The following is a 22,853-nucleotide window of genomic DNA, read 5'->3' on the forward strand; positions in this document are numbered from 1 at the left end:
GGGCGTCGAACCTGCCGGTGTGAACGTGACCAAGATGATTCCGCCGGCTGCCCGGCAGACTGCGAGCCGGCGATGCGGGTGACGGTTCTGATCGGTTGCGGGGTGCTCACCCTGCTGCTCGGTGCGCACGAGCTGGTGCCCGACATCAGCGGCGCAGGCACCCTGCTCGACAGCGCGGCGCCGTGGCTCGGCCTGCTCATCCCGGTTCTCGTGGTGCTGGGGCTGGTCGGCAGGACGCGCGCCACTGCAGCCGTGCTGGTCCCGGCAGCGGTGTGGTGCGCGGCGTTCGGCGCCGCCCTGCTCCCGCAGGCATCGGCGTCCGGCGACCTCCGGGTGGCCAGCCAGAACATGTTCGCGGCCAACGAGAACCCGGCGGCGACGGCCGCGGACCTGGCGGCGACCGGCGCGGACGTGATCGGGGTGCAGGAGCTGACCGGGCCGGCGCGCTCGGCCGTGCGGGAAGCCCTCGGCGCGGACTACCGGCACCACGAGGTGCTGGGCACGGTCGGGGTGTGGAGCAGGTATCCGATCGAGGAGGCCGAGCCGGTGGACCTGGGGATGGGGTGGACCCGTGCACTGCGGGCGCGGATCCGCACCCCGAGCGGCCCGATCGAGGTGTACGTGGCGCACCTGCCGTCGCTGCGCCCGGACTCGGTCGCCGAGCGCAACCGGGGCTTGGCCGAGCTGCGCACCGCGCTCGTCGCGGACCGGTCGGACCGGGTGCTCGTGCTCGCGGATCTGAACACGGCGAGCACCGACCGCGAGATGGGGCCGCTGCTGCGGACTTTCGGCGAAGCCGAACCCGCGGGCTTCGGCTTCACCTGGCCGGCGGCCGTTCCGCTGGTCCGCCTGGACCACGTGCTCCACCGGGGCATCACGCCCACCGGTGCTGAGGTGGTCGAGACCCGGGGGAGCGACCACCGCGCCGTGCTCGCCGACTTCGCGTTCGACCGCGCGTGACGGCCCGCCGTTCGGGTGCTGTTCGGCGGATTCCGGTCGGGTGGCCGGAATCCGGCACTAGCGTGGGCGCTTCTCACCAGGAGGTGTTCGATGCGGAACATCAGGATCGCTGGGTTGTCCGCGGCCGCGTTGGTGGCGTTCGCGGGCAGCGCCGCTGCCGAGGAGCCGGGGGAGTGGGTGCCCGCGCCGTCCAAGCCGTCCACCGTGCCGGCCGGGGCCAGGTGCACTTTCGGCGTGCACATCGAACAGGTGGTGGACGAGGTCGTCAAACGGGTCGTCGAGACCTACCCGGACGGCTTGGTGAAGCGCGAGGAGTACAAGGGGGCGCTCATCGACCGGGTCACCAACGTCGACACCGGTGCGAGCGTCGAGGCGAACGCCAGCGCCCACGCGTTCCTGACCTACCAGCCCGATGGCGTGGTCACCTGGGACTGGAGCGGGCCGGTCCTGATGGGCTTCGGCCCCGGCCAGAGCAACCACGAAGCGGGCCTCTACCTGCTCACCGGCGAGTACACGGTCGACATCTCCGACGACTACCGCCTGGTCCGCCGAGCCGACGGCGAGGAGCGCGATCTCTGCGCAGAACTCTCTTGACCACCGCAGGTGCTAGTGTTCTGCACATGGGTTTTCCAGTCGTCTACGCCCGCGTCCGGATTTCGGCCTGAGGCCGCGGTTTCCGCGCGCCCCCGATTCCGTTCCCGGTGCCCGCTGATGGCACCGCGCACCTGACGCTTCGGCGTCCGACCGGGAGTACGACAACCCATGAACACCACTTTCGTCCTAGTCCACGGCGCGTCCAGCAACGCCCAGAGCTGGGTGCCGCTGCAGCAGGAGCTCGCGCTGCTGGGACACCGCTCGCTGGCCGTCGACCTGCCGGGCCACGGCGCGACGCGGCAGCCCGCCGCCTACTACCGGAATCCGCAGGACCTCGCCGAACTGGCCACCGCCCCGTCGCCGATGGCCGGAATCGACCTCACCGACAACGTTGAGCACGTCGTGGGCGCGGTGCGCCGGGTCGCTGAGCACGGTCCGGTCGTCCTCGTCGGTTCCAGCATGGGTGGCGTGACGATCAGCGCCGTCGGCAACGAGATTCCCGGCCTGCTGGACCGGATCGTCTACCTGTCCGCGTGGTGCAGCGCCAACATCCGCACCATGGCCGAGCTCAGCATGTCGCCCGAACACGCCACGAACCTGCTCGACGAAGCGGTGCTGCCAGCGATGATCGGCGACCCGGAGACGCTGGGAGCACCCCGGATCAACTGGCGCGGCGTGGACGGCGACCTGTTCGCCCAGCTGAAAGCGGCGATGCTGGCGGACGGAACCGACGAGGAGTTCCGAGCCCTCCTCAACACCCTCGACCCGGACGAGACGATGGCCCCCGCGATGGCCGACTCCCAGCTCCGAGCCGAAACCTGGGGCCGAATCCCGCACTCCTACATCCGCTTCACCGAAGACCAGTGCATCCCGATCGCCATGCAAGACCGGATGATCGCCGAAGCGGACGCCCTGACCCCGGACAACCGCTTCGACGTCCACTCGATCGACGGCAGCCACATCTGCTACTTCAACCGAGCCGAAGAAGTCGCAACCATCCTGGCCCGACTGGCGTAATGGCTCCTCCCGAGCGTCAGTGACGCGGAGGAGGCTGAAAACGCCGAGTGGCGCCCCGGGAAAGTCGGGGCGCCACTCGGGTTTTGGGTCAGCTTCCGGTGAGGAGCTGGGTTGCTGCCGTTGTGTCCAGGAGCCAGAGGGTTCGGTTTCTGCCCCGGGCTCCTGCTGCCGGGATGTCCACCGGCTTCGCTCCGCCCAGGGCCGCTGCCACCGCTTCGGCCTTGGCCGCGCCGGTGGTCATCAGCCAGACCTGCGAGGCCGCCTGGATCGCCGGCAGCGTCAGGGAGATCCGCGTCGGCGGCGGCTTCGGGCAGTCGTGCACGCCCACCACCGTCCGCTCGGTCTCCTCGACGTACGGCGTGTCCGGGAACAGCGACGCCGTGTGGCCCTCCTCGCCGACGCCCAGCAGCAGGACGTCGAAGTGGGGCACCGCGATGTCGGTGGCCGAGGCCGCCGTGGTCGCCAGGACCTCCGCGTAGTGCGCCGCGGCGGCATCCGCGTCCGCGCCGAACTTGCCGTCCGAGGCGGCCATCGGGTGCACCCGCTCCGGGTCCACCGCGACGTGGTCCAGCAGCGCCTGCCGGGCCTGGGTCTCGTTGCGCTCCGGGTCGCCGTCCGGCAGGAACCGCTCGTCGCCCCAGTAGAAGTCCACGTTGGACCAGTCCACCGCGTCGCGGGCGGGGGAGCGGCGGACCTGCTCGAGCACGCCGATGCCGGTGCGGCCGCCGGTGAGCACCACCGACGCCACCCCGTGCGCGGCCTGGGCGTCGACCAGCGCGGTGATCAACCGCGCGGCCGCCGCCGCGGCCAGCAGCTCGCCCGACCCGTGCACCACGACCTGGCTCATGAGTCCTCCGCCTGCGCCGGTGCCTCCTCGTCGCGGACGATCTTGTCCAGGCCTTCGAGGGTGGCCTCGTAGATCTCGTCCGGGTCGAGGCGGCGCAGCTCCTCGGTGAGGCAGTCGCGGACCTCGCGGCGGTGCAACGACACCCGGCGGTCCGGCTGACCCGGCTGGGTCAGCGTGCCCACCTTGCCGTCCGGGCGGACGATCTCCACGTTGCCCGACGGGCGCTCGAGCACCGCCGAGACGATGCCCGGCCCGCGCGGGTGCTCCAGCCGGCGCACCGGGATGTCCAGGTAGCTGGCCAGCCACGCGGCCAGCAGATCCGTCGACGGGGAATCCGCCGCACCGGTCACCGTGGCCGACGTGACGGCCTCGTGCGGCGGCAGGTCCATCGCCGCCGCCAGCATCGCGCGCCACGAGGTCAACCGGGTCCAGGCCAGATCGGTGTCCCCGTCCGCGTAGGAGCGCAAGCGCTTCTGCAGCGACGCGATCGGGTCCGCCTCGTTGGCCGCATCGGTGATGCGCCGGTGCGACAGCGCGCCGATCGGGTCCTTCGCCGGGTTGTCCGGGGCGTCGGTCGGCCACCACGCCACCACCGGCGCGTCCGGCAGCAGCAGCGGGACGACCGAACCAGCGCCCTCGTCGGCCAGCGGCCCGTACAGGCGCAGCACGACCACCTCGGACGCGCCCGCGTCACCGCCGATGCGGATCTGGGCGTCCAGCCGCGGCGCGGCCTGCCGCGCCCCGCTGGCCACCACGATCACCCGGCACGGGTGCTCCCGGCTGGCGTCGTTGGCGGCCTGGATGGCCTTCTCCACCTCGGTGCCGTCGCCGGTGACGACCACCAGCGTCAGCACCCGGCCCAACGCGACCGCGCCACCGGTCTCGCGCAGCTCCACCAGCTTCTTGTTGACCTGAGAGGTCGTGGTGGACGGCAGATCGATGATCACGGTCGCCTCCAGACGCGTCCGGTGCGGGCCAGCACTTCGTCCGCCGACGGCGGACCCCAGGTGCCCGCCTTGTAGGGCTCGGGCTTGCCGCGCGCGGCCCAGTGGTCGAGCACCGGGTCGAGGATCTTCCAGGACAGTTCGACTTCTTCGTTGACCGGGAACAGCGACGGCTCGCCCAGCAGCACGTCCAGGATCAGCCGCTCGTAGGCCTCCGGCGAGGACTCGGTGAAGGCGTGCCCGTAACCGAAGTCCATGGTCACGTCGCGCACCTCCATCGAAGTGCCCGGCACCTTCGCGCCGAAGCGCATCGTCACGCCCTCGTCCGGCTGCACCCGGATCACCAGGGCGTTCTGCCCCAGCTCCTCGGTCATCGTGCTGTCGAACGGCAGGTGCGGGGCGCGCTTGAACACCACCGCGATCTCGGTGACCCGGCGGCCCAGCCGCTTGCCGGTGCGCAGGTAGAACGGCACCCCGGCCCAGCGGCGGCTCTCCACCTCGAGGGTGATCGCCGCGTAGGTCTCGGTGATCGAGTCGGCGGCGAACCCGCCCTCCTCGTGCAGCCCCGGCACCAGCGAACCGCCCTGCCAGCCACCGGTGTACTGGCCGCGCGCGGTGGTCTGGTCGAACGGGCCGACCGGCTTGGTCGCCGACAGCACCTTGACCTTCTCCGCGCGCAGGTCCTGCGGCGAGAAGGAGACCGGCTCCTCCATCGCGGTCAGCGCCATCAGCTGCAGCAGGTGGTTCTGGATGACGTCGCGGGCCGCGCCGATGCCGTCGTAGTAGCCCGCGCGACCGCCCAGGCCGATGTCCTCGGCCATGGTGATCTGCACGTGGTCGACGTAGTGCGAGTTCCAGATCGGCTCGAACAGCTGGTTGGCGAAGCGCAGCGCCAGGATGTTCTGCACCGTCTCCTTGCCGAGGTAGTGGTCGATGCGGAACACCGAGTCCTCGGGGAACACCTCGTTGACGATGCGGTTGAGGTGCTGCGCGCTGTCCAGGTCGTGGCCGAACGGCTTCTCGATGACCACCCGCCGCCAGGCGTCGTCGGTGTGGTCGGTCAGCCCGGAGCGGGACAGCTGCTTGAGCACCGTCGGGAACGCCGACGGCGGCACCGACAGGTAGAACGCGTGGTTGCCGCCCGTGCCGCGCTCGGCGTCGAGGTGCTTGACGGTGTCGGCGAGCCGGTCGAACGCCTCGTCGTCGTCGAAGGAACCCGGCACGAACCGGATGCCCTCGGCCAGCCGGTCCCAGACGCTCTGGTGGAACGGCGTCCGCGCGTGCTCCTTGACCGCGTCGTAGACGACCTGGCCGAAGTCCTGGTCGGCCCAGTCGCGGCGGGCGAAGCCGGTCAGCGCGAAGCCCGGCGGCAGCAGGCCCCGGTTGGCCAGGTCGTAGATCGCCGGCATCAGCTTCTTGCGGGACAGGTCACCGGTCACGCCGAAGATCGTCAGACCGCACGGTCCGGCGATCCGGGGCAGCCGCTTGTCCCGCGGATCCCGCAGCGGGTTCTGCCACTGCTGGTTGGGCGGGGTCACCGCGCACCTCCCTGCGCCAGGTCCTGCACGGCCTTGACCAGCTCGACCAGACCGGTCACCCGGTCGGTGAGGTGCAGTCGCAGCACCGGCCGGTTGTGCTCGGCCAGCACCTGACCGTCGCCGAGCGCCTGCGCGCGCTGCAGACCGGCCAGCGTGTACGGCCGCTCCGGCACCTCCAGGTCCTGCTCGGCGTCCCCGGTGATCTGCAGGAACACGCCGTTCTGGTGGCCGCCCTTGTGGTACTGGCCGGTGGAGTGCAGGAATCGCGGACCCCAGCCGAAGGTGGTCTGCAGACCGGTGCGGCGCGCCAGCTCCGGGCGCAGCACCGCGGCCGAGGCGTCGTCGAGGCGGTCCAGGTAGGCCTGCACCGCCAGGTAGCCGTTCTTCGGGGCGGTGGCCAGGAAAGCGCGCAGCGCTTCGACCACGGTGCCCACTCCGGCCGAGAGCCAGTCGCCGGAGGCGTGCACCTCGATCGAACCGTCCACCAGCGCCGGCGTCGCGGCCGGACCACCGGCCGGGCCGTCCAGCAGCGCCCGCGCGGCCTTCTTGGCGGCCTCCACGTCCGGCTGGTCGAACGGGTTGATCTCCAGCAGCCGGCCGGCCAGCGCGGTGGCGAACTCCCACAGCAGGAACTGCCCGCCCAGCGGGCCCTGGGTGCTGATCCGCGCGCCCGCGACGGCCGGACCGACCGCCACCGTGGTGGCGTCGGGGCCCGCGTCGGCGAAACCTGGCGCGTCGGTGCCCTCCACGACGACCGGCAGCAGGCCGGTGCCGTTCTTGCCGGTGGACTCGGCGATCAGCTGCTCGACCCAGTCGCCGAAGCCCTTGATGCCGGAACCGGTGTCGGCGAAGACGACCTTCTCCGCGCCACCGGCGTGCGCAGCGCCGAGAGCGGCGGCCAGCTGCACGGCCGGGTTGCCGTCGCCGTCGGCGCTCAACCGCGGGAACGCGGCGGCAGCGTCGTCGAGCAGCGCGGACACGTCGGCGCCGGCCAGACCCGCCGGCACCAGGCCGAAGGCGGTCAGCGCCGAGTAGCGGCCGCCCACGTGCGGATCGGCGGTGAACACCTTGCGGTAGCCCGCCTCGCGCGCGGCCGACTCCATCGGGGAACCCGGATCGGTGACCACGATGATGCGGGTCACAGGATCGATTCCGTTTTGCTGGAAAGCCCGCTCGAAGATGCGGCGGTGCGAGTCGGTCTCGACGGTGGTGCCGGACTTGGAGGAGACCACCAGCACGGTGCGCTCCAGATCACCGGACAGCGCGTCGGCGACCTGACCGGGATCGGTGGTGTCCAGCACGACCAGCGGAACCCCGGCGGTCGCGGTGATCACCTCGGGGGCCAGCGACGAGCCACCCATGCCGGCCAGCACCACGCGGTCCAAGCCCTCGGCGTGCAGTTCGGCGCGCAGCGCGTCGATCTCGGCCAGCAGCGGGCGGGAGCTCTCGTGCAGCGTCGTCCAGGACAGCCGGATGGATGCCTCGGGCTCGGCGTCCGGGCCCCACAGCGTGGCGTTCTGGACGGCGAGCTTGCCGGCAACCGCATCGGTGGCCAACCGCTCGACCAGCGGTCGGGCCTCGGCCGCTAGCGCCACATCGGGAATGTCGACGGAAATTTCGGTTGCCATGTATTTCCTTAACAGCGCTCGATCTGGATGGGGCCGAACAGCCCGGAAAGAGCGGGGGCGGGGCCGGTCCGGGACCGACCCCGCCGCCACTGCTTACTTGGCCTGCTCGAGCTGCTGGTTGACCGTCTCCAGCAGTTCGTTCCAGGACTTCTCGAACTTCTCCACGCCCTCGCGCTCCAGCACCGCGAACACGTCGTCGAGGTCGATGCCCGCCTCCGCCAGGTCGTCGAAGACCTGCTGCGAGGCGGCGGCGGTGCCGCTGACCGTGTCGCCGCGAACGTCGGCGTGGTCGGCGGTGGCCTTCAGCGTCGCCTCCGGCATGGTGTTCACCGTGTTCGGCGCGACCAGCTCGTCCACGTAGCGCGTGTCGGAGTAGGACGGGTCCTTCACACCGGTCGACGCCCACAGCGGACGCTGCGCCTTGGCGCCGGCGGCCTGCAGGGCCTTCCAGCGCTCGCCGGCGAAGACGTCCTCGTAGGCCGCGTAGGCCAGGCGGGCGTTGGCGATCGCGGCCTTGCCGCGCAGCGCCTCACCACCGGAGATCTTCTCCAGCCGCTTGTCGATCTCGGTGTCCACGCGGGACACGAAGAACGACGCGACCGAAGCGATCTGGCTGACGTCGTGACCGTTGGCCTTCGCCTGCTCCAGGCCGGCGATGAAGGCGTCCATCACGTCGCGGTAGCGCTGCACCGAGAAGATCAGCGTGACGTTGACGCTGATGCCCTCGGCCAGCACGCGAGTGATCGCGGGCAGGCCCTCGACGGTCGCCGGGATCTTGACCATCAGGTTCGGCCGGTCCACGGCCTTCCACAGGTCCACGGCCTCGGCGACGGTGCGCTCGGTGTCGTGCGCCAGCCGCGGGTCGACCTCCAGGGAGACCCGGCCGTCGACGCCACCGGTCGACTCGAAGACGTTGCGGAAGATGTCCGCCGCGTCGCGCACGTCAGCGGTGGTCAGCTCGCGGACGGTGTCGTCCACGCTGGCACCGCGGGCGGCCAGCTCGCGGACCTTCTCGTTGTAGTCGGCCGCGTTGGACAGCGCGTTGGCGAAGATCGTCGGGTTGCTCGTGACGCCGACGACCGCCTGGTCGGTGATCAGCTCGGCCAGGTTGCCCGAGGTGATCCGCTGGCGGGACAGGTCGTCCAGCCAGATCGAAACCCCGGCCTCGCTCAGCGCCTTGAGGTTCGGGTTGGTGGTCACAGGAATTCCTCCGCTCACGCCTGCTGGGCGTTGCTCAGGCTGCGCCGGGCCGCCGCGACAACGGCGTCGACGGTGATGCCGAACTCGTTGTACAGGGTCTTGTAGTCCGCCGAGGCGCCGAAGTGCTCGATGGACACCGACTCGCCGGAGTCCTTGACGAACCGGTACCACGGCATCGCGATGCCGGCCTCGACCGAGACGCGGGCCTTGACCGCCTTCGGCAGGACCTGCTCGCGGTAGGCCTCGTCCTGCGCGTCGAACCACTCGACGCACGGCATCGAGACCACGCGGGTGGCAACGCCGTCGGCCTCCAGGATCTTCCTGGCTTCGACGGCCAGCTGCACCTCGGAACCGGTGGCGATCAGCACCAGCTGGGGCTCGCCGTTGCCGGCGTCGGCCAGCACGTAGCCGCCCTTGGCGACGCCCTCGGCGGTCACGCCCTCCAGCGTCGGCACGCCCTGGCGGGTCAGCGCCAGACCGGCCGGGCCGCTCGGGTTCTCCAGGATGGTCTTCCACGCCGCCGCGGTCTCGTTGGCGTCCGCCGGGCGGACCATCGAGAAGCCGGGGATGGCGCGCAGCGCCGCCACGTGCTCGATCGGCTGGTGCGTCGGGCCGTCCTCGCCCAGGCCGATCGAGTCGTGCGTCCAGACGAAGATCGACGGGACCTTCATCAGCGCGGCGAGCCGCACCGCCGGGCGCATGTAGTCGCTGAACACCAGGAAGGTGCCGCCGTAGGGGCGGGTGCCGCCGTGCAGCGCGATGCCGTTGAGGATCGCGCCCATCGCGTGCTCGCGGATGCCGAAGTGCAGCGTGCGGCCGTACGGGCTGGCCGTCCAGGCGTCGGTGGAGATCGACTCGGGGCCGAACGACTCGACGCCCTTCATCGTGGTGTTGTTGCTCTCCGCCAGGTCGGCCGAACCGCCCCACAGCTCGGGCAGCACGTCGGCCAGCGCGTTGAGGACCTCACCGGAGGCCTTGCGGGTGGCGATGGACTTGCCGTCGGCCTCCCAGGTCGGCAGCTTCTCCTGCCAACCGGCCGGCAGCTCGCGGGTGGCCAGCCGGTCCAGCAGCGCCTTGCGCTCCGGGTTGGCCGAGGCCCACTTGTCGAAGGCGACCTGCCACTCGGCGTGCGCGGCCTTGCCGCGGGCGGCGACCTCGCGGGCGTGCGCCAGCACGTCGGCGTCGACCTGGAAGGACTGCTCCGGGTCCAGGCCCAGCGCGGTCTTGACCCCGGCGACCTCCTCGGCGCCGAGCGCGGCGCCGTGGGACTTGCCGGTGTTCATCTTGGTCGGCGCCGGGTAGCCGATCACCGTGCGCAGCACGATCAGCGTCGGGCGGGAGGTCTCGGCCTTGGCGGTCTCGATGGCCTCCAGCAGGCCCTTGACGTCCTCGCCGCCGTGCACGGTGAGGACCTGCCAGCCGTAGGACTCGTAGCGCTTGGCGGTGTCCTCGGTCAGCGCGATGCCGGTGTTGTCCTCGATGGAGATCTCGTTCGAGTCGTAGATCACCGTGAGGTTGCCCAGCTGCTGGGTGCCGGCCAGCGACGACGCCTCGGAGGTCACGCCCTCCTCGATGTCGCCGTCGGAGGCGATCACGTAGATGTGGTGGTCGAACGGGCTCTCACCGGCAGCGGTCTCCGGGTCGAACAGGCCGCGCTCGCGGCGGGCGGCCATCGCCATGCCGACCGCGGTGGACAGGCCCTGCCCGAGCGGGCCGGTGGTGGTCTCGACCCCGGCGGTGTGCCCGTACTCCGGGTGGCCGGGGGTCTTCGAACCCCACTTGCGCAGCTGCTTGAGGTCCTCCAGCTCCAGGCCGTAGCCGGACAGGAAGAGCTGCACGTACAGCGTCAGGCTCGAGTGGCCTGCGGAGAGCACGAACCGGTCGCGGCCGATCCACTCCGGGTCGGTCGGGTCGTGCCGCATGACGCGCTGGAACAGCGCGTAGGCCGCCGGGGCCAGGCTCATCGCGGTGCCGGGGTGGCCGCTGCCGCAGTTCTCCACCGCATCGGCGGCCAGCACGCGAGCGGTGTCCACCGCGCGCTGGTCCAGCTCGCTCCAGTCTTCGGGCAGTCGCTTGGTGGTCAAGCGGGCAAGGTCGTCGGTGACGGACACGGACGCAGCTCCAAGTTTTTCCATCGGCGGTATTCCCGGTTGCCGGGTGAATGCGGTCGCTGGACCGATTCGAACCGCGGTTATCCCTCGTCCGACGGGCAGCCTAGTCGTGTCCGATCAGCCACGTGCCGACCCGTCTGAATTGCGGTTGGGAGGCGCCACCAGGATAGCGGTGACACCGCGTGACCAGGGCCACTGGGCGGTTCTTTGCCACCCGCGCGCGTCCCGCTTCAGTAGCGCGCCTACTATTCGTAGACGGCTGATCAGTCGAAGTTGCCCCAAGGAGTGCCATGCCGTCGGCGAGCGCAGCGTCGTGACCACCGCCGTCGACGCCACCCGCGAGAGGCACGCTCGGCGACCCGCTGAGCTGCTGAAGGCCTACCTGGGGCTGATCAAGCCCCGGGTCATCGAGCTGCTGCTGGTGACCACCATTCCCGCGATGCTGCTGGCCGTGCGGGGCATCCCGTCGCCGTGGCTGGTGATCGCCACGCTGATCGGCGGCACCATGGCCGCGGGCAGCGCGAACGCGCTGAACTGCGTGGCCGACGCCGACATCGACCAGGTGATGAAGCGCACCCGCGCGCGTCCGCTGGTCCGGCACACCGTGTCCAACCGGCACGCGCTGGTCTTCGGCATCGCGCTGGGGGCCGGTTCCTTCGCCTGGCTGTGGGCGACGACGAACCTGCTGGCCGCGGCGCTGGCCGTCGGCACGATCCTTTTCTACGTCTTCGTCTACACGCTGGTGCTCAAGCGCCGCACCGCGCAGAACATCGTCTGGGGCGGGGCGGCCGGCTGCATGCCGGTGGTGATCGGCTGGGCCGGGGTGACCGGGCGCGTCGACTGGCCTGCGCTGGTGATGTTCGGCGTGGTCTTCTTCTGGACGCCGCCGCACACCTGGTCGCTGGCCATGAAGTACAAGGACGACTACGAGCGCGCCGGGGTGCCGATGCTGCCGGTCGTCGCCGAGCCGACCTACGTCTCGCGGCAGATCGTGGCCTACACCTGGCTGATGGTGCTCTGGACGTTGCTGCTGGTGCCGGCGACCGGCTGGCTCTACGCGGCGTTCGCGGTGCTGGCGGGCGCGTGGTTCCTGGTGCTGGCGCACCGGCTGCACGCCGCGACCAAGCGCGGCGAGAAGACCAAGCCGATGAAGCTGTTCCACATGTCCAACACGTATCTGATGATCGTGTTCGTCGCCCTGGCGGTGGATTCCGCGCTGAGCCTGCCGGTCGTCGGCTGGCCGTTCTGAGGCCTGGTCAGGGCAGCAGGATCAGCTTCGCCGTGGTGCGGCGTCCTTCCAGGTCCTCGTGGGCCTTGCGGGCGTCGGCCAGCGGGTAGGTGCCGCCGATGCGGATGTCGAGCACCCCGTTGGAGATCCAGTCGAAGAGCTCACCGGCCCGCCAGTCCAGCTCCTCGCGGGTCAGGATGTGGTGCGCCAGGCTGGGGCGGGTCAGGAACACCGAACCGGCCGAGTTCAGCCGCTGCGGATCCACCGGGGGCACCGGGCCGCTCGCCGCGCCGAACAGCGCCAGCGTGCCGCGCGGGCGCAGGCTGGCCAGGCTGGCGTCGAAGGTGGTCTTGCCGACCCCGTCGTAGACCACGTCCACGCCGCGACCGTCGGTGAGGTCGGCGATCGACTCGGCCACGTCCACCTCGGTGTAGCGGATGACCTCGTCGGCTCCGGCCTCGCGGGCCAGCGCCTCCTTCTCGGCGGTGGACACGGTGCCGATCACGTTGCCGCCGAGGTGCTTGATCAGCTGGGTCAGCAGCAGGCCCATGCCGCCGGCGGCGGCGTGCACCAGCGCGGTCTCACCGGCTTTCACCGGGTGGGTCGAGGTGACCAGGTAGTGCGCGGTCAGGCCCTGCAGCAGCGCCGCGGCCGCGGTGCGCGAGTTCACACCCACCGGCACCCGGACCGCCTTGTCCGCGGGCACCAGCGCCCGCTCGGCGTAGCTGCCCGGCGCCATCGCCCAGGCGACCCGGTCGCCGACCTCGAACCCGGTCACGCCTTCGCCGACCGCGACGACCGCGCCCGATCCCTCGGAGCCGGGCGTGAAGGGCAGCGGCATCGAGTACACGCCGCTGCGCTGGTAGGTGTCGATGAAGTTCACGCCGATCGCCGCGACCTCGACCAGCAGCTGGCCGGGCTGCGGTTCCGGTGACTCGATCTCGGTGAGCTCCATGACCTCGGGGCCGCCGTTCGCGGCTACCCGGATGGCACGCATGTTGACTCCTTCGCTGTCGTCCTCAACAGGTGCAACTCATCACGACCTCTCGATCTTCCCCGGCTCCGGATTAGGATTCGGGGCATGACGGCTAGCGAAGAAACCACCGCTCCCGCGCCGAAGGCGATCGCGACGGCCAAGGCGTTCGTCGGCGCGCACGGCGACTCCGCTCGCGCGGTCGTGGAGAACCTCGGGCAGGCCGGCGCCCGCGTCGTGCTGGTGGGGGAGGACGGCCGCTTCGGCGACGTCATGGTCCCCGACGTCGCCACCGGGAACGCCCTGGTCGAGGCCGTCGAGGGCCTCACCGCCCACGAGTGGGACGGCGAGACCGTCGGGGCGATGAAGGTCGGCGCCGCGCACCGCCGGGCGATGGGCGCGCGCAACAGCTGATCCGCTCCGCCCGACACGCCGGTCGGCGGCTGGTCGCGGGCTTCGCTGTGGTTTACCTTTTCAGCGAGGACTGAACTCGATCACGGGGAGCCGTCGTGTCCGACTACGTGCAGCGCACCGACCGACCGGCCATGTCGGAGTGGATCGAGCAGATGGCGGCCCACTTCGAAGCCAGCGAGGGCATGCCGCTGATCGCCGGGCGCGTCCTGGCGTTCCTGCTCGTCTGCGACCCGCCGGAGCGCACCGCTGCCGAGCTGTCCCTGGCACTGGCCGCCAGCACCGGCTCGATCAGCACCAACGTGCGGCTGCTGATGCGGCTCGGCGTGGTCTCCAAGACCACCCGGCAGGGCAAGGAAGCCGCCCTGTACCGGGTCGAGGAGGACCGCTGGCCGGAGCTGGTGCGCCACCGCATGGAGCGGGTCACCGGTCTGGAAGAGCTGACCGGCGCCGGGCTGCGCATGTTCAGCGGCCAGGGCGAACGAGCCCGGCGCCTGCGCACGGTGCACGAGTTCTACCAGTGGCTGGCCGGTGAGATGCCCGAGCTCTGGCGCCGCTGGGAGCGCGAGGGCAAGCCCAAGCTGCGCTTCTGAGATCTCCCATCAGCCGATCGGCTGATGCCAGGTCGAGCGAGCCGGTCGATGTCCGGGGCGGTCGCCGCCCGCGAGACTTCCAGGCATGGCGATCATCGAAGTCAACGGGCTGCGCAAGTCCTACGCCGGAAGACCGGTCGTGGACGGGGTCGGCTTCACCGTTGAAGCGGGGGAGATCTTCGGGATCCTCGGCACCAACGGCGCGGGCAAGACGACCACGGTGGAGTGCGTCGAAGGACTCCGCCACCCCGACGCCGGGCGGGTGCGGGTGGCCGGGCTGGACCCGGCCGCCGACCGGGACCGGCTCACCCGGATCCTCGGCGCGCAGCTGCAGGACGCCCAGCTGCAACCCAAGATCACCGTGCGCGAGGCGCTGGAACTGCACGCCGCCTGCCACCAGAACCCCGCGGACTGGCGAGCGCTGGCGGAACGCCTCGGCCTCGCCGACCGGTTCGGCACCCGCTTCGCCGAGCTGTCCGGCGGCCAGCAGCAGCGGCTGTTCATCGCACTGGCCCTGATCGGCAATCCCCAGGTCGTCGTGCTCGACGAGCTCACCACCGGCCTGGACCCGCGGGCCCGCCGGGACACCTGGCAGCTGATCGAGGACGTGCGCGCGGGCGGCGTCACCGTCGTGCTGGTCACCCACTTCATGGAGGAAGCGCAGCGGCTGTGCGACCGGGTCGCGGTGCTCGACCGCGGTCGGGTGGTGGCGCTCGACGCGCCGAGCGGGCTCATCCACCGGTCGGCCGCATCGGTCGTCATGTCCTTCACCCCGCTGGGGGCGCTCGACACCGGGGAACTGGCCGCGCTGCCCGGAGCCGGGTCGGCGACGCGGCAGGGCGACCGGGTGGTCATCAGCGGCACCGACGAGACCGTCGAATCGGTGCTGTCGTTGCTGGCCCGCCGCGGCATCACCGCCCGCGAGCTGCGCGTTACCGACGCGACGTTGGACGAAGCCTTCCTCGCCCTGACCGGAGCGGAGCACTGAGATGAACGCATCGGCGACCCGAGCCGTCCTCAAGACCGAAGCCCGGCTGTTCCTCCGCGAACCGGGCAACCTGTTCTGGATCGTGGCCGCACCGACCGTGCTGCTGGTGATCCTCGGCCTGATCCCCGCCTTCCGCGAGGTGAACCCCGGTCTCGGCGGCCGCCGGGTGATCGACCTCTACGTCCCGGTGGTGCTGCTGATGTCGATGATCATGGCCGGGGTGCAGGCCATGCCGCCGGTGTTCGCCGGGTACCGCGAGCGCGGCATCCTCCGCCGCATGTCGACCACACCGGTGCGGCCAGGTGCGATGTTGGCCGCGCAGGCGGTCTTGCACGGCGCCGCTGTCGCGTGCGCGGTGATGCTGGCGCTGGCCGTCGGCCGCCTGGCCTTCGGCGTCGTTCTGCCGAACGGGCTCGTCGGCTACGCGTTGACGCTGGTGCTCACCGTGCTCAGCGTGCTCGCGCTGGGCGCGGCCCTGTCCGCGGTGCCGCGCAGCACGAAGACTGCCGGCGTGATCGGGTCGGTAGCCTTCCTCGCGATGATGTTCACCGCCGGGGTGTGGATCCCGGTGCAGGTCATGCCGGGCTTCCTGCAGCGCGCCGTCGAGTACACCCCGCTCGGGGCGGCGTCGGCGGCCCTCGACCAAGCGGCCGGAGGGGGCTGGCCGAGCGCGGTGCACTTGGTGATCGTGGTCTTCTGGACGTCGGTGCTGACCGGTGCCGCGGTGCGCTGGTTCCGATGGGAGTAGAGCAGTGCCTGAGCGGCAGGAGTGGTACGTCAGCTGGGGACCGTACGTGCTGCTGGGTCTCGCGACGCTGATCTCCCTGCTCACCGAGGTGCAGGTGATGCGCAACGGTCGGCCGGAGCTCCTCGTCGCACTGGCCCTGGTGGCGCTCGTGCTGCAGCTGTGCTGGGCGAAGATCCGGCGAGTCGTGTCCACGCCCGGTGCGGCCAGCCAGGCCTACTACGCCGTTCGCACGGTGCTGGCCTTCGTGCTCACCTACCTCAACCCGTTCTTCGCGATCTACGCGATCCTCGGCTACTTCGACTCCGGGGCTTGGCTGCGCCCGCGCGCGATCAAGGCCGGGCTGCTGGTCAACGCGCTCACCATGGCCGGATCGCAGTCCGGCGGGCTGCCGCCGAGCAGCCTGATGCAGTGGACCGCCTTCGGCGGGCTGTTCGTGCTCAACACCGGGTTGTTGCTCCTGTTCGTGCGGCTGGACGCGGAGAAGGAGGAGAACGCCCGGGCGAAAGCGGCCACCATCGCCGAGCTGGAGCAGGCCAACGCCCGCTTGAAGCAGGCGCACGAGGAGAACGCGGGCCTGCAGGCGCAGCTGCTGGAGCAGGCGCGGGAAGCCGGGATCAGCGACGAGCGGCGACGGCTGGCCGCCGAGATCCACGACACGATCGCGCAGAGCCTGGCCGGAATCGTCACCCAGCTGCAGGCGGCGGTGGACAGCGAAGACCCGGCCGAAGGGCGCAGGCACGTCGAGCGGGCCGCGGACCTGGCCCGCCACGGGCTCGGCGAGGCACGCCGGTCGGTGCAGGACCTGGGGCCGAGCGCGCTGGAGCACGACGCGCTGCCGGTGGCGCTGCGCAAGGTCGTCGAGGAGTGGGAAGCGGGATCGGGCGTGCGGGCGGAGTTCGCGGTGACGGGGGAGGTCGAGCCGTTGCACGGGGAGATCGAAGCGACCCTGCTGCGCATCGCGCAGGAATCCCTGGCCAACGCCGGGCGGCACGCGCAGGCGAGGAGGGTGGGAGTGACTTTGTCCTACATGGACGACGAGGTGAGCGTGGACGTGCGCGACGACGGTCGGGGTTTCGACCCGGGCCGGGTCACCAGCAGTTCGACGAGCGGTTTCGGGTTGGGCGGCATGCGCGCTCGCGTCGAGCGGGTCGCGGGTGCCTTCGAGGTCGAGTCCGAGCCCGGGCTCGGGACGGCCGTCTCCGCGCGAGTGCCGCTGGTGCGCCATGTCTGAGCGCGCCATCACGCTGCTGATCGTCGACGACCACCCCGTCGTGCGCGACGGGCTGCGCGGGATGTTCGACTCGGCGTCCGACATCGAAGTCCTCGGCGAGGCGGGCGACGGGCCGTCGGCGGTGGCGATGGCGGTCGCGCTGGACCCCGACGTGGTGCTGATGGACCTGCGGATGCCCGGTGGTGACGGCGTCGCGGCGATCACCGAGCTGGTCCGCCGCGGCCAGCGCTGCAAGGTCCTGGTGCTCACCACCTACGACACCGACTCCGACGCGCTCGCGGCGATCGAGGCCGGTGCCACCGGCTACCTGCTCAAGGACGCGATGCGCGACGAGCTGTTCGCCGGGGTGCGGGCGGCCGCAGCGGGCCGCACTGTCCTCTCACCGGCGGTGGCGTCGCGGCTGGTGTCGCGGGTCCGGTCACCGGGGGAGCAGCCGCTGAGTGCCCGGGAGCGCGAAGTGCTGCGCCTGGTGGCCAGGGGGCGGTCGAACCGGGAGATCGCCGCCGAGCTGTTCGTCAGCGAGGCCACGGTCAAGACCCACCTCACCCACCTGTACGGCAAGCTGGGCGTCAACGACCGGGCCGCTGCCGTCGCCGCTGGCTACGACCGCGGCATCCTCGGCTGAGCTCAGACCGCGGCGGGCTCGGCGTCCTGGGACTCGGTGGCCGGCTCGGGCAGCGCGCCGCGGTAGCGGGACTCGCCCCACAGCAGCGCGGTGATGATGATCACCAGCGTGGCCGCCACCATGTGCAGCACGACCATCCCCTCCGGGACGCCGAGGTAGTACTGGGCCGAGCCGATCGCGCCCTGGACCAGCACCATCGCGCAAGCCGAGACGTAGGCCTTCAGCAGCGCCTTGGTCGGGCGGGCGCTGCGCAGCCACACGCCGAACACCGCGAGCAGCAGCACGTAGGCCATCACCAGCGTGCCGTGCACCTGGACCAGGGTCTGCACCGGAACGTCGAGCCGCGGGGTGTCCGGGTCACCGGCGTGCGGGCCGGCAGCGGTCACCAGCGTGCCTGCGACCAGTACCGCCGCGGTCACCGCGACCAGCGCGACCAGCAGCCTGCGCATCGGGGTCGGCACCACGCCCACCGGCTCGCGGTCGCCTTCCTTGGTGGCCTTGTAGAGGATCGTGGCCAGCCAGATCAGCACCGCCGAGGCCATGAAGTGCACCGACACGCTCCACCAGGCCAGGTTCACCCGGACCGTGATGCCGCCGATGATGGCCTGCGCGACCACGCCCAGCGGCATGATCAGCGCCAGCCGCACCAGCCGCTTGCGCCGCGGCAGGCAGCGCAGCGCGGCCAGGAAGCAGGCCAGCGCGATGAAGCCGATGACGCCGGTCAGCAGCCGGTTGCCGAACTCGATCGCCTGGTGCAGCGCCGCCACCTCGGGGTGCTCGATGGGCACCATGCTGCCCGGGAAGCACTGCGGCCAGGTCGGGCAGCCGAGCCCGGACCCGGTCACGCGGACGATCACGCCGGTCACCGAGATCAACGCCTGCGTCACCAGCACGGCGAGGGCCAGGCCTCGCACGACGCGCGGGGTCGGGCGGGAGATCGAAGAAGGAAGCGGCACGAACCGATGGTATCGGCGGCCCGGAACCACCCGTTCGCAGGTATCAGTCGCGGCCGAACAGGTCGCGCGGCGCCGCACCGGCCTTCAGCAGCGTGCGGCTCACCTGGCGGCCGTTGTCGATCAGCGCTTCGGTCTTGGCCTCGCCCAGCGCGCGCCACGGGGCCATCGACATCGCGTCGGTCTCGGCCTCGATCTCCTCGCGCAGCGCGTTGCCCGCCTCGCTGATCTCGCTGGTCTTGCCCTCACCGCTGATCAGGCCGCGCTCGCGCAGCTCCTGCTCGGCCTGGGCCCACTGCGACTCGCTCCACTCTCGCAGCTCCCGCGCCGCCGACGGCTTGAAGCCCTCGCCGGTCGAGCTGTGCAGCACCAGCGCCTGCACGCCGCTGAGCTCGGCGCGCTGCAGCGCCGCGATGTGCGCGTCGCCGCGGAACTCGCGCAGCAGGGTGGCCGCGTGCCAGAGCTGGAGGTGCGGCTCGTCCGGCCAGTCCAGGTCGGCGTGCGCGGCGTAGAGCGGCTTGCCCTCCGGGGTGCATCCCTGGCTGGCTTCGCGGGCCAGCTCGGCGGCTTCGGCGATCGCCGCGGAGCTGACGTCGCCGAGCATCCGGCGCAGTGCCGCGTCGGCGGCGCGGAGGCGGGCGTCGAGCACCGCGCTGGGGGACGCGATCGACCAGGCGCGGGGGATGGACGCGGCCACCGACTCGGGGTTGAAGTTGTAGAACGTCGCCGCCACGGGACCGGGCCCGACCGGACCCATCGCGGCAGCGCGGCCCGCGTAGTACGACATCCGGCCCCGCTCCAGGCCGAGCGCGGCGAAACCGTCGGCGGCCTCCGGTGCGAAGTAGATCATCGAGTGGATGACCTCGAGGGCGTTCTTGGCCTGGCGGGCGATCTTCGTCATGGCCTCACCCTAGAACCGCGGCGCGGGAAAGTCCGCCCCTCAGGTCAGCCGAGTTGTGCGCACCGCGGCCGCACCGCACACCGCGCCCCAGGCCAGGAGCACCACGACCGGCTGCACGCCCGGCAGCGAGCCGTCGACCAGCACGGCGTCCAGCGCTTCGGAAAGCGCCCCGGACGGCAGGAACCCGGCCAGCGCGCCCAGCGGCCCGGGCAGGTCAGCGGCGGGCAGCGCGAGGCCACCGGCCAGCAGCAGGACGAACCAGATCGCGTTGGCCAGCGCCAGCACGATCTCGGCCCGCAACGCGCCGCCGACCAGCACCCCGGCCGCGCCGAAGGCGAGCGTGCCCAGCACCAGCAGCGGGACGGCGGGCAGCAGACCGGCGATCGCCGGCGACCAGCCCAGCAGGACCGCGGCAACGCCGAGCACGACCGCCTGCAACGCCACCACCAGCAGCGTTGCGAGCACCCGGCCGGAGATCAAGGTCCAGCGCGGCAGCGCGGTCGCCGACAGCCGCTTGAGCACGCCGTAGCGGCGGTCGAAGCCCAGCGCGATGGCCTGCCCGGTGAACGCGGTGGACATCACCGCCAGCGCCAGGATCCGCGGCATCACCGAGTTGACCCGCGGCTCCGGCAGGTCGCCGATGTGCAAGGTGCTCAGGCCGATCAGCAGCGCCAGCGGGATGATCAGCGTCAGCAGCGCCTGCTCGCCGTGCCGGAGGATCAGCAACGCCTCGATCTTGGTCTGCGCCAGCAGCATCCGCAGCGGGCGGCCCCGGCCCGGTGCCGGGGCGAAGGTCCCGGCCGGGAACTGGGCGCCGAGCTGCGGCGCGGCGTTGGCCTCGGCGTTCACGATCGCAGCTCCCGTCCGGTCAGCTCCAGGAAGACGTCCTCCAGGCTGCGGCGGCTCACCCGCAGCTCCTGCGCCAGCACCCCGTGCTGCGCGCACCAGGCGGTCACCGTGGACACCACCTGCGGGTCGACCTGGCCGCGCACCACGTAGTCGCCCGGCCGCAGCTCGCTGGCCTGGCAGTCCTCCGGCAGCGCGGCCAGCAGCAGGTTCAGGTCCAGCCCGGTCTGGGAGCGGAACCGCAGCTCCTGCTTGCCGTCCTCGGGCTCGGTCAGCTCCGCGGCGGTGCCGTCGGCGACCGCGCGACCGTGGTCCACGATCACCACCCGGTCGGCCAGCGCCTCGGCCTCGTCCATCAGGTGCGTCGTGAGCAGCACGCTCACCCCGTCGCGGCGCAGCGCGCCGACCAGGTCCCACACCAGCCGCCGCGCCTGCGGATCCAGGCCCGCGGTGGGCTCGTCGAGGAACACCAGCTCCGGACGCCCGACCAGCGCGCACGCCAGCGAGAGCCGCTGCTGCTGGCCACCGGAGAGCCGCTTGTAGGGCGTGCGGCGCGCGTTGGACAGCCCGAGCACGTCCAGCAGCCAGGCCGGATCCAGCGGATCGGCGGCGCAGGCCGCGACCAGGTCCAGCATCTCGTCGGCCCGCACACCGGGGTAGGCGCCGCCGCCCTGCGGCATCACGCCGATCCGGGGCCGCAGCGCCTCGGACTGGGTGTGCGGGTCGAGGCCCAGCACGCGGACCTCGCCGGAGTCGGGGCGCTGGAAGCCCTCGCAGATCTCCACGGTCGTCGTCTTGCCCGCGCCGTTCGGCCCGAGCAGCGCCAGGACGCTGCCGCGCGGCAGGCACAGATCGAGGCCAGCCACGGCGACGGTGTCGCCGAAGCGCTTCTTCAGCCCGCGCAGCTGGACGGCCGGACCATCGGCGTTGCTCACGAAGTCCAAGCCTATTGCGTGACCGGCCGAACACCGCCGCGGGTCGGCAGCAGCCCCGGCACCTTGCCCCGCACCAGCCACAGCGTGATCGCGAACGCGATCAGCGCGGCGATCACGGCCAGCGGGATCTGGTAGGCGCGCAGCGGGAACCCGGCGCCGGTCGGCGGCACGAACAGCGACACCAGGGCGCAGATCACCGCGGCGGTGACCCGGAACCGGTTGTTGTTGGTGGCCAGCGCCAGCGGCACCACCGACCACAGCAGGTACCAGGGCCACAGCACCGGCACCGCCAGCGCCAGCGTCAGGTACGTGATGCCCAGCCCGGCCAGCGGCTCGATGCGGCCGCGGAAGGACAGCCACAGCATCCGCAGGCACACCACCGCGACCACCAGGTAGCCGATGATCTTGGTGATGACCAGCATCGCGTCGGTCTGGTTGCCCAGGCCCAGCAGGGTGCTCAGCCCGCCGCCGGTCATGCCGAACGCGGTCAGCGGCGCCATGAACGTCTTGACCCGGTTGGGTACGTCGAAGGTGTCGATCCAGCCCAAGCCCCAGCCGCTGCTGACCGTGATCACCGTCATGGTCGCCAGGAACACCGCGGTGAGCACCGCCGCCACCTGCACGAGGTCGCGGAACCGGCCGCCGCGGCGCAGCGCCAGGTAGATGCCGAAGAAGCCGAGCGCGATCCAGCCCGGCGGTTTGATCGCCCCCGCCACGCTCAGCAGCACGCCGGCGGCGACCATCCCCGGCAGCGTCTGGTACCGCAGGCCCAGCTCGATCGCGGCCAGCATGATGCCGACCATCAGCGCCTCGTTGTGCATGCCGCTGACCACGTGGAACAGCACGATCGGGTTGGCCGCGCCGAGCCACAGCGCGGCGGCCGGGTGCACGCCGCAGCGCCGCGCCAGCCGCGGGATCGCCCAGATCGCCAGCGCCAGGCCGCACAGCATCACCGCGCGCCACACCAGCACCCCGAACACCACGTTGTCGCCGACGATGCGGGAGATGACCTGGCCGAACATCAGGAACAGCGGCCCGTACGGGGACGGGGTGTCGCGCCAGATGTTGGGCACGTTCGCGGTGAACGGGTGGTCCACGCCCAGCGCGGCGGCCGACCCCAGCACGTACGGGTTGAAACCGCGCGCGGCGACCTCGCTCTGCGCCAGGTAGCTGTACATGTCGGTGCTGAACAGCGGCGGGGCCAGGGCCAGCGGCAGCGCCCACATCGCCAGCGTGCGGGCCAGCTGGGTGACCGACAGCATCCGGCCGCGACCAGGCCAGCACAGCCGGCCCAGCCACAGCCAGGCGATCACGATCATCAGGATGCCCAGCCAGCAGGCGGCCATCGCCACCGTCGGCATCCGGACCGGCAGGCCGATCAGCCGCGCACCCGACAACGGGTTGTCCACCGGGGCCGCCCCGGCGCCGATCGAACCGATGGCCAGCACCAGCGAGCCGGTGGTGCCGAAGCGGCGGACCACGTCGAGCTGTCGCCGCTCGCCCCTGTCCAGCGGTTCCGCTGCTTCTTCGGTCGCTGGTCGTCTGCTCGTCGCTTCACCTGCCGCCACGACGACGAAGCGTA

The 22,853-nt window shown here is 71.6% G+C and carries 22 protein-coding genes; 10 read left to right on the forward strand and 12 right to left on the reverse strand.

Features of this window, described 5'->3' with window-relative positions; genetic code table 11:
- Positions 1 to 72 precede the first annotated feature (72 nt).
- The 3 genes from OU415_RS18870 (at position 73) to OU415_RS18880 (ending at position 2,571) form a co-directional block, all read left to right on the forward strand.
- A complete protein-coding gene (locus OU415_RS18870; protein ID WP_270950190.1) occupies positions 73 to 960 on the forward strand; it encodes an endonuclease/exonuclease/phosphatase family protein in 888 nt (295 codons plus the stop codon).
- A 90-nt stretch (positions 961 to 1,050) separates the two neighbouring features.
- Positions 1,051 to 1,554, forward strand: coding sequence for a hypothetical protein (locus tag OU415_RS18875; RefSeq protein ID WP_270950191.1), 504 nt, complete (start codon positions 1,051 to 1,053; stop codon positions 1,552 to 1,554).
- Between the two features lie 168 nt (positions 1,555 to 1,722).
- The gene (locus tag OU415_RS18880) at positions 1,723 to 2,571 is read left to right on the forward strand and encodes an alpha/beta fold hydrolase (RefSeq protein ID WP_270950192.1); all 849 of its coding nucleotides are present in this window, start codon (positions 1,723 to 1,725) and stop codon (positions 2,569 to 2,571) included.
- An 88-nt stretch (positions 2,572 to 2,659) separates the two neighbouring features.
- On the opposite strand, the gene pgl is transcribed toward OU415_RS18880, so the two are convergent.
- From pgl to tkt, 6 genes are all read right to left on the reverse strand, one after another.
- Complete coding sequence (gene pgl / locus OU415_RS18885) at positions 2,660 to 3,418, reverse strand: 6-phosphogluconolactonase (RefSeq protein ID WP_270950193.1); 759 nt, start codon at positions 3,416 to 3,418, stop codon at positions 2,660 to 2,662.
- On the reverse strand, positions 3,415 to 4,365 hold the full coding sequence (gene opcA / locus OU415_RS18890; protein WP_270950194.1) for a glucose-6-phosphate dehydrogenase assembly protein OpcA: 951 nt from the start codon (positions 4,363 to 4,365) through the stop codon (positions 3,415 to 3,417). The genes pgl and opcA overlap by 4 nt, the downstream gene beginning before the upstream one ends.
- Positions 4,362 to 5,900, reverse strand: coding sequence for a glucose-6-phosphate dehydrogenase (gene zwf, locus OU415_RS18895; RefSeq protein WP_270950195.1), 1,539 nt, complete (start codon positions 5,898 to 5,900; stop codon positions 4,362 to 4,364). Before zwf ends, opcA begins: the two co-directional genes overlap by 4 nt.
- Positions 5,897 to 7,528, reverse strand: a complete 1,632-nt coding sequence (locus tag OU415_RS18900; RefSeq protein WP_270950196.1) for a glucose-6-phosphate isomerase — start codon at positions 7,526 to 7,528, stop codon at positions 5,897 to 5,899. Before OU415_RS18900 ends, zwf begins: the two co-directional genes overlap by 4 nt.
- A 93-nt stretch (positions 7,529 to 7,621) precedes the next feature.
- Positions 7,622 to 8,728: a transaldolase gene (tal, locus tag OU415_RS18905; RefSeq protein ID WP_270950197.1), complete on the reverse strand. Its 1,107-nt coding sequence runs from the start codon at positions 8,726 to 8,728 to the stop codon at positions 7,622 to 7,624.
- Between the two features lie 14 nt (positions 8,729 to 8,742).
- Positions 8,743 to 10,863 carry a transketolase gene (gene tkt, locus OU415_RS18910; protein WP_270950198.1) on the reverse strand — a complete coding sequence of 707 codons (2,121 nt, stop codon included), beginning with the start codon at positions 10,861 to 10,863 and terminating at the stop codon, positions 8,743 to 8,745.
- A gap of 238 nt (positions 10,864 to 11,101) precedes the next feature.
- On the opposite strand from tkt, the gene OU415_RS18915 reads away from it, so the two are divergent.
- Entirely contained in the window at positions 11,102 to 12,088 is a 987-nt protein-coding gene (locus OU415_RS18915) for a heme o synthase (RefSeq protein WP_408641869.1), read from the forward strand.
- A 7-nt stretch (positions 12,089 to 12,095) separates the two neighbouring features.
- Here the strand turns inward: OU415_RS18915 and OU415_RS18920 are convergent, their stop codons facing one another.
- The gene (locus OU415_RS18920) at positions 12,096 to 13,064 is read right to left on the reverse strand and encodes a quinone oxidoreductase family protein (protein WP_270950200.1); all 969 of its coding nucleotides are present in this window, start codon (positions 13,062 to 13,064) and stop codon (positions 12,096 to 12,098) included.
- An 84-nt stretch (positions 13,065 to 13,148) separates the two neighbouring features.
- On the opposite strand from OU415_RS18920, the gene OU415_RS18925 reads away from it, so the two are divergent.
- The 6 genes from OU415_RS18925 to OU415_RS18950 all read left to right on the forward strand — a co-directional run bounded on the left by OU415_RS18925 (position 13,149) and on the right by OU415_RS18950 (position 17,636).
- Positions 13,149 to 13,454, forward strand: a complete 306-nt coding sequence (locus OU415_RS18925) for a hypothetical protein (protein ID WP_270950201.1) — start codon at positions 13,149 to 13,151, stop codon at positions 13,452 to 13,454.
- Between the two features lie 95 nt (positions 13,455 to 13,549).
- Positions 13,550 to 14,044: a GbsR/MarR family transcriptional regulator gene (locus OU415_RS18930; protein ID WP_270950202.1), complete on the forward strand. Its 495-nt coding sequence runs from the start codon at positions 13,550 to 13,552 to the stop codon at positions 14,042 to 14,044.
- Between the two features lie 85 nt (positions 14,045 to 14,129).
- Positions 14,130 to 15,032, forward strand: a complete 903-nt coding sequence (locus OU415_RS18935; protein ID WP_270950203.1) for an ABC transporter ATP-binding protein — start codon at positions 14,130 to 14,132, stop codon at positions 15,030 to 15,032.
- A 1-nt stretch (position 15,033) separates the two neighbouring features.
- The gene (locus OU415_RS18940) at positions 15,034 to 15,780 is read left to right on the forward strand and encodes an ABC transporter permease (protein WP_270950204.1); all 747 of its coding nucleotides are present in this window, start codon (positions 15,034 to 15,036) and stop codon (positions 15,778 to 15,780) included.
- Between the two features lie 4 nt (positions 15,781 to 15,784).
- Positions 15,785 to 17,011 (forward strand): sensor histidine kinase, encoded by a 1,227-nt coding sequence (locus OU415_RS18945; protein ID WP_270950205.1) that lies wholly within the window; start codon positions 15,785 to 15,787, stop codon positions 17,009 to 17,011.
- Positions 17,004 to 17,636 carry a response regulator gene (locus OU415_RS18950; protein ID WP_270950206.1) on the forward strand — a complete coding sequence of 211 codons (633 nt, stop codon included), beginning with the start codon at positions 17,004 to 17,006 and terminating at the stop codon, positions 17,634 to 17,636. The genes OU415_RS18945 and OU415_RS18950 overlap by 8 nt, the downstream gene beginning before the upstream one ends.
- A gap of 2 nt (positions 17,637 to 17,638) precedes the next feature.
- On the opposite strand, the gene OU415_RS18955 is transcribed toward OU415_RS18950, so the two are convergent.
- Genes OU415_RS18955 through mptB form a run of 5 tightly spaced genes read right to left on the reverse strand, consistent with a single transcriptional unit; the run spans position 17,639 to position 22,839 of the window.
- Complete coding sequence (locus OU415_RS18955) at positions 17,639 to 18,592, reverse strand: COX15/CtaA family protein (protein ID WP_270950207.1); 954 nt, start codon at positions 18,590 to 18,592, stop codon at positions 17,639 to 17,641.
- 43 nt (positions 18,593 to 18,635) lie between these two features.
- The gene (locus OU415_RS18960) at positions 18,636 to 19,490 is read right to left on the reverse strand and encodes an SCO6745 family protein (protein WP_270950208.1); all 855 of its coding nucleotides are present in this window, start codon (positions 19,488 to 19,490) and stop codon (positions 18,636 to 18,638) included.
- A gap of 39 nt (positions 19,491 to 19,529) precedes the next feature.
- Positions 19,530 to 20,339, reverse strand: a complete 810-nt coding sequence (locus OU415_RS18965) for an ABC transporter permease (RefSeq protein ID WP_270950209.1) — start codon at positions 20,337 to 20,339, stop codon at positions 19,530 to 19,532.
- Positions 20,336 to 21,271 carry an ABC transporter ATP-binding protein gene (locus OU415_RS18970; RefSeq protein ID WP_270950210.1) on the reverse strand — a complete coding sequence of 312 codons (936 nt, stop codon included), beginning with the start codon at positions 21,269 to 21,271 and terminating at the stop codon, positions 20,336 to 20,338. The genes OU415_RS18965 and OU415_RS18970 overlap by 4 nt, the downstream gene beginning before the upstream one ends.
- An 11-nt stretch (positions 21,272 to 21,282) precedes the next feature.
- Positions 21,283 to 22,839, reverse strand: coding sequence for a polyprenol phosphomannose-dependent alpha 1,6 mannosyltransferase MptB (gene mptB / locus OU415_RS18975; RefSeq protein WP_270950211.1), 1,557 nt, complete (start codon positions 22,837 to 22,839; stop codon positions 21,283 to 21,285).
- Positions 22,840 to 22,853: the final 14 nt, after the last annotated feature.

The organism is Saccharopolyspora oryzae (assembly GCF_027853915.1).
Lineage (GTDB): Bacteria > Actinomycetota > Actinomycetes > Mycobacteriales > Pseudonocardiaceae > Saccharopolyspora > Saccharopolyspora oryzae.